Origin of the sequence: Flavobacterium sp., from assembly GCF_046073885.1 — a bacterium.
Taxonomy (GTDB): Bacteria; Bacteroidota; Bacteroidia; order Flavobacteriales; family Flavobacteriaceae; genus Flavobacterium.
Genome location: NZ_JBJTND010000067.1, coordinates 1 through 6,203 on the forward strand (window position 1 = coordinate 1; position 6,203 = coordinate 6,203).

General features: G+C 33.2%; 8 protein-coding genes. 5 read left to right on the forward strand and 3 right to left on the reverse strand.

Annotation, left to right across the window (positions count from 1 at the left end):
* Positions 1–1,268: aminoacyl-histidine dipeptidase (locus ACKOWY_RS09060; protein ID WP_408941118.1), on the reverse strand; the 1,268-nt coding region annotated here is incomplete at its 3' end.
* Positions 1,269–1,347: 79 nt separating this feature from the next.
* On the opposite strand from ACKOWY_RS09060, the gene ACKOWY_RS09065 reads away from it, so the two are divergent.
* The 4 genes from ACKOWY_RS09065 to ACKOWY_RS09080 are packed head-to-tail and all read left to right on the forward strand — an operon-like array spanning position 1,348 to position 4,067.
* Positions 1,348–1,827 carry a GNAT family N-acetyltransferase gene (locus tag ACKOWY_RS09065; protein ID WP_408941119.1) on the forward strand — a complete coding sequence of 160 codons (480 nt, stop codon included), beginning with the start codon at positions 1,348–1,350 and terminating at the stop codon, positions 1,825–1,827.
* The gene (locus ACKOWY_RS09070; protein WP_408941120.1) at positions 1,824–2,885 is read left to right on the forward strand and encodes a DUF3810 domain-containing protein; all 1,062 of its coding nucleotides are present in this window, start codon (positions 1,824–1,826) and stop codon (positions 2,883–2,885) included. The genes ACKOWY_RS09065 and ACKOWY_RS09070 overlap by 4 nt, the downstream gene beginning before the upstream one ends.
* 55 nt (positions 2,886–2,940) lie before the next feature.
* Positions 2,941–3,438: an RNA polymerase sigma factor gene (locus tag ACKOWY_RS09075; RefSeq protein WP_408941121.1), complete on the forward strand. Its 498-nt coding sequence runs from the start codon at positions 2,941–2,943 to the stop codon at positions 3,436–3,438.
* Between the two features lie 5 nt (positions 3,439–3,443).
* Positions 3,444–4,067: a hypothetical protein gene (locus ACKOWY_RS09080; protein ID WP_408941122.1), complete on the forward strand. Its 624-nt coding sequence runs from the start codon at positions 3,444–3,446 to the stop codon at positions 4,065–4,067.
* A 1-nt stretch (position 4,068) separates the two neighbouring features.
* On the opposite strand, the gene ACKOWY_RS09085 is transcribed toward ACKOWY_RS09080, so the two are convergent.
* On the reverse strand, positions 4,069–4,833 hold the full coding sequence (locus ACKOWY_RS09085) for a lysophospholipid acyltransferase family protein (protein ID WP_408941123.1): 765 nt from the start codon (positions 4,831–4,833) through the stop codon (positions 4,069–4,071).
* A 41-nt stretch (positions 4,834–4,874) separates the two neighbouring features.
* A complete protein-coding gene (locus ACKOWY_RS09090; protein ID WP_408941124.1) occupies positions 4,875–5,513 on the reverse strand; it encodes an NUDIX hydrolase in 639 nt (212 codons plus the stop codon).
* A 63-nt stretch (positions 5,514–5,576) separates the two neighbouring features.
* Here ACKOWY_RS09090 and ACKOWY_RS09095 point away from each other — a divergent pair, with 63 nt between their 5' ends.
* Positions 5,577–6,020 carry a DUF4268 domain-containing protein gene (locus ACKOWY_RS09095; protein WP_408941125.1) on the forward strand — a complete coding sequence of 148 codons (444 nt, stop codon included), beginning with the start codon at positions 5,577–5,579 and terminating at the stop codon, positions 6,018–6,020.
* Positions 6,021–6,203 lie beyond the last annotated feature (183 nt).

Below are 6,203 nucleotides of genomic sequence, written 5' to 3' on the forward strand. Positions count from 1 at the left end.
TTGGCGCCATTTTGCTTTTCATAAATAGTGACCAAAACTTCTAAGATTTCCGAATTCACATTAGGTGTCCAACCCGGATAGCTTCCCCCAAAAGTTACTTCGCAGCCAAACAATTCATACGCTGAGCGCAAACCGTTTGCCAAGTCCATTTTAGAACTTTCCACCGAAGAACGGGTTAAGTTTTGAATGGTGATTTCACCGTCTTTTACAATTACGCGCGCAATATTATTAGAAGTTTCCACTAAGTCTTTTATGTCGGCACTCATTCGATATACGCCATTATGCGCAGCATAAATCCCTCTGATAAAACCTTCTTGCACTCCAAGATCCATTACTTTGCTTGGTAAATCAGCTTTATTAATTTCAATCGTTAGGTTGGGCTCCATCGTTTTGAATTCGGCTTTGATATCGCTAATTATTTCTTGCATATCAAATACAAAAGCTTCGTCATACATTGATGCCACAATTACTTTGGCAGTGCTTTCACGAGGAATTGCATTACGCAAACTACCCCCTGAAATTTCAGCAATTTGCAAACCAAAATTTTCAAATCCGTCAAATAATATACGGTTCATTATTTTGTTGGCATTACCCAAACCTTTGTGAATATCCATCCCGGAGTGTCCTCCGTTTAAACCTTTTACAGAGATGGTATACCCCACAGAACCTTCGGGAGTTTCTTCTTCATTGTAACTTCTGTTTGCTGTTACATCAATACCACCCGCACAACCTATTCCAATCTCATCGTCTTCTTCGGTATCCATATTCAAAAGAATTTCTCCTTTTAATATTCCACCTTTAAGGTTTAAGGCACCGGTCATTCCTGTTTCTTCATCAATTGTAAATAGTGCATCTATAGCAGGGTGTTTAATATCTTTAGATTCTAAAATGGCCATCATCATGGCAACTCCAAGACCGTTATCTGCACCAAGCGTAGTTCCACGAGCACGAACCCAATCCCCATCTACATACATATCAATTCCTTGGGTATCAAAATCAAAATCGGTATCGTTATTTTTTTGACAAACCATATCCAAATGCCCTTGAAGTACAATTGGCTTGCGGTTTTCCATTCCTGGAGTAGCCGGTTTTCTGATGATCACATTACGAATTTCGTCTTCAAAGGTTTCTAAACCCAATTTGTTTCCAAAATTTTTCATGAATTCAATTACACGATCTTCTTTTTTTGAAGGTCGAGGAACTGCATTCAAATCGGCAAAATTATTCCAAAGTGGTTTTGGCTCTAGGTTTCTTATTTCTTGGCTCATTTTTACTTTTTTATTTTATGTTACAAAGTTACAAAGTTTAAATGCTTTTTAACCTAAACTTTATTTTTACTTTTACAACATGATAACTTCAAATATTAAAATAAGAAACGCAAGTGGTAATGATATTCCTGCCATTACCGAATTATTTTATAACTGCATAAATAATATTTGTATAAAAGAATACACCAAAGATCAAATACAAATATGGGCTAATCAAGCAAAAAACATTGCTATTTGGGAGTTTAAAATACAAAAGGATTTTTTTATTGTAGTTGAAATAGATTCAGAAATTGTAGGATTTGGCTCATTAGAACCTGAGGGATGTGTCGACTTATTATATGTACATCATGAATATCAAAATCGAGGGATAGCTTCAAAAATAATAGCTACTATTGAAAACGAAGCAAAAGATAAAGGATTATTGAAAGTTTGGACCGATTCAAGCAGTATTGCCTTGCCCTTTTTTCTCAAAAAGAATTATCAAATTGAACGCAAATATGAAAAAAAAGTTCAAGGCATCCTATTTTCTAACACCATACTATCCAGAACATTAAAATGAAAAAAAGAAAATACTTACTTCCATTTTTCTTGGTCTTTCAGATCGTTTTTCTGAAACTAATTGCTTTTTTTCCAGAAGTGGTAGAACAGTATTACAGCAACGGTTTGTATGTATACATTTCAAATTTCTTGCGAATTGTATTGGGTGGAATTCCCTTTTCTATTGGGGATGTGCTTTACGGATGTATTCTCTCTTACCTGCTTTTTAAATTATGGAAAACCCGAAAAACGTGGAAGTTAAATTGGAAAAATAATTTACTTCAAATAACAAGCGTGCTTTCGGTAGTCTATTTTGTATTCCATTTTATATGGGCGCTCAATTATTACCGAGTTCCTCTATTTGATAAAATGAATATCACACGTGAATATTCGGATACCGATTTAGAAAAATTCACACAAAAGTTGATTCAGAAAACCAATGCGCTACAATTAGAAATCACACACAACAAAAATAACAAAGTACACTTCGCTGCTCCTTTCGAAACCATATTTGAAGCCAGTACCAATGGATATAAATATGATATAAAAGAGCTCCCCTTTCATTACATTCATTCAAGCAAAAAGAAATCATTATTTAGTTTGCCTCTCACTTACATGGGATTTGCCGGTTATTTGAATCCGTTTACCAATGAAGCCCAAATAAATGACAAACTTCCAAGATATACTTTGCCAAATGTAGTTTGCCACGAAATGGCACATCAAATTGGATATGCCAGTGAAAGTGAATGTAATTTTATTGGTTTTTTAGCCGGAATCAATAACCCCGATTTGTATTTTCAATATTCCGCCTATAGTAATGCCTTGCGGTATTGCATGATGAATATTGCTCTAAAAAACGAAACAAAATTCAAGGCCTTAAAATTGAAAATCAACCCCGGAATATTAAAAAACTATAAAGAAAGTGATGCGTTCTGGAAACAATACGATACGTTTATTGATAAAGGTTTTCATGCTTTTTACGATCAATATTTAAAAATGAATCAGCAAAAAGACGGCATAGAAAGCTACAGTAAATTTGTGGATTTGTTGGTGAATTACTACAAGACACGAGCATTATAATGCAATTTAGAAGGAAATTGTAACAAAATTTGGTATTGCGGTACTAATTTGAAGTATGAGTGAAAATTTGGAACAATTATTTGTAAAGCAACTTAAGGACAATCAAAACATTGTCCATAAAATTTGCCGTCTCTATACAAATAACGAAGATGCTCATAAAGATTTATTCCAAGAAATCACCATTCAATTGTGGAAAGCTTTTCCAAAATTTAGAGGAGAATCTAAATTCTCCACCTGGGCTTATCGTGTGGCATTGAACACTGCGATTACCCTTTACAGAAAAAATACTCGAAGCATTGCAACCGTAAATTACGAAAATGTAAGTTTCAGTATAAGCCAAGAAGACTATAACTCAGAAGAAGAAGAAGAACAATTAAAATTAATGTATCAAGCAGTTCAGGAATTGAATGACATTGAAAAAGCATTGATTTTTATGTATTTGGAAGATAAAGATTACACTGAAATTTCGGAAACCTTAGGGATTAGCGAAGTAAATGCACGAGTAAAAATGAACAGAATTAAAGGAAAATTAAAAAAAATATTAAATCCGTAGTGAATATGAAAGAATTGGATTTACTAAAAAAAGCCTGGAAAAAAGATACCACTTCATTTGAACAAGTTTCAGAGGGAGCTATCTATAATATGTTACAAAAAAAATCCTCTTCCATTGTGAAGTGGATTTTAATAATTAGCATAATCGAATTTATTATTCTAAGAGGATCCGACTTACTAGTATTATTAGATGATAAATATAAAAATGAATTAAATATTGCTCATTTGTATAATTTCGAAGTGATTATTACGGCAATTAATTTTGTTGTACTCACCCTATTCATTTATTTGTTTTACAAAAATTTCAAGACCATAAATACGGGATCTTCAGTAAAAAAACTCATGAAGGACATTTTGAATACCCGAAAAATTGTAAAATATTATGTGTGGTATAATTTACTATTAGTTTCTATTTCAAGTGCAATTGGAGTATGTTTTGAAATAAAAAACAATATAAAATTTCGTTTATTATATGAAAAACACGAAGGACTTTTTATAAGTGTTGGACTGGCTATTATTGCTCTATCTATATTACTTTTCTGGCTTTTCTATAAATTACTTTACGGAATTTTGCTGAACAAACTGAACAACAATTACAAAGAGCTTTTAAAAATAGAGTTAGAAGAATAATTTAGGCTTCTATAGGAGCAACCTTTAAAAATGAGGGATGTTGCTCGATTGCAAATTCAATTTTTTCAACGATTTCATCAATCGTGTCGTTATCATAATCAATTTGTAAAGGTTCTTTGATAATAAAAGATTGTAAAATATTCTTCTTTTTCATTCGCAATCCTTTTTTATCAAAAGAACGTCTAAACCCATCAATTACAATTGGAACTACGATTGGTTTATGTTGCTTGATAATATGTGCAGTTCCTTTTCTTACAGGTTTAAAAGACTTCGTGGTTCCCTGCGGAAAAGTAATAACCCAACCATCGGCAAGAGCTATTTTAATATTTTCGGTATCGTTAGGATTAACCTCTCTTTTTTCGGTCACATCTTTTCCACCAGCACGCCAGGTTCGCTCTACAGTAATAGCGCCAACATAGGCTAAAATTCGCGGCAAGAGTCCTGCTTTAATAGTTTCACTTGCAGCCACATAATAAATGTTCATTTTTGGTTGCCATAAATATCCCACATTTTTAATGCTATTTTCTCTTCCAGAAAGACTTGCATTAAAGACATGAAACATCGCTACTACATCGGCAAAATACGTTTGGTGATTGGAAATGAATAATACATTTTTATCCGGAAGATTTCGAATAATCTCAGACCCTTCAATTTTTAATTCATTAAATCCACGATAACGTCTATGAGTAATACACCCAAAGATTCGTATCAACCACTTTTTAATAAATAAAATATGCCCAAATGGATTTCGCTTTAACAAGCCCATACGTATTAAAAATAAAAAGCAAACATACAAAAAGTATCACTTTAAAGCACCATTTTCAAAACATCTTTTAACTCACTTAACATCATGGCGGTTGCTCCCCAAACTATATACTCCTCAATCTCAAACACCGGTACTTCAAGTGATTTCGCATAAGAAGTATCCAGAATTTTATTTGAAATGATAGCATCATCCAACAATGTTTTTAGCGGTACTTCAATAATTCCTGCAACTTCTTCTTGTTGTAAAACAAATTCAATTTCAGTAGAACAAACTCCCATAAATGGGTAAACCAAAAAATCACTAGGCGGAATATATAAAGGGGTAAAATCTTTAACTACAGAAATTTTATCTTCTGATATTCCTATTTCTTCAAAAGTTTCTCGAAGGGCAGTTTGGCGAAAATCTACATCCTCAGGATCCACTTTTCCACCCGGAAAAGCAATTTGAGAAGAATGCACACCTGGATACGCATTTCTTTTAATCAAAACCAAATGGGTTTCACTATCTTTCGGATAAAACAACATCATTACAGCAGCTTTTTTAGCAGTTAAACTACTATAAATAGGTTCTTGCAATGACTTGACACGTTCAAGAGGAGCCATTTTAATATGTGAAGCAATAGAAGGTAATTCAACTTCACTTATTGCAGATGTTGCATCAAAAAATTCATTAAAAGTCATTTGCCTAACTGTAATTATTTATAAATTTACCAATAAAATATAACCTACCCAAATTTACACACCATGTTCAGCAAAGAAGAAAGTTTATTTATAAAAAAAGAATTTTGGGTACAATTTGCTGAAGCCTATCCAAGAAAATGGTTGTTGTATAACACCAAAATTAAAGATGTTTCCTTCAAGTTTTACATCGACAATAAAAAAGCACAAGTTTCCCTCGATATCGAACCAAAAGAGGAAGAAAAAAGAAAAATCTACTTCGAAAAAATTGAATCCCTTCAAACAATACTTCTAGAAGATTATCTACCTGAAGCCATTTTAGAAAGAAACTATTACCTTGAAACCGGCAAAGCCATAAGTAAAATATGGGTAGAAAAACTCGGAGTTAGTTTAAATAACAAAAATACTTGGCCAGAAATTTTTGATTTCTTCAACGAAACTATGTTACAGTTTGAAGTATTTTTCTACGAATACCAAGACTACATCAACGATCTAGAACTGAATACTTAATTTTATTGGGGCGTGCCCCTACGGGTCGCGCTGTTCGCTACTCTCTTTGCTACGCAAAGGATTTTCGCTGCCATCCCTCACGCGAGAGGAGATTGCTAGAGCGTTAGCATTAATAATTGAAATGCGATTGCCACGTCGTATAATAGTTACGATTAGCGAACAACGAAAAGAGAGGAGATTGCC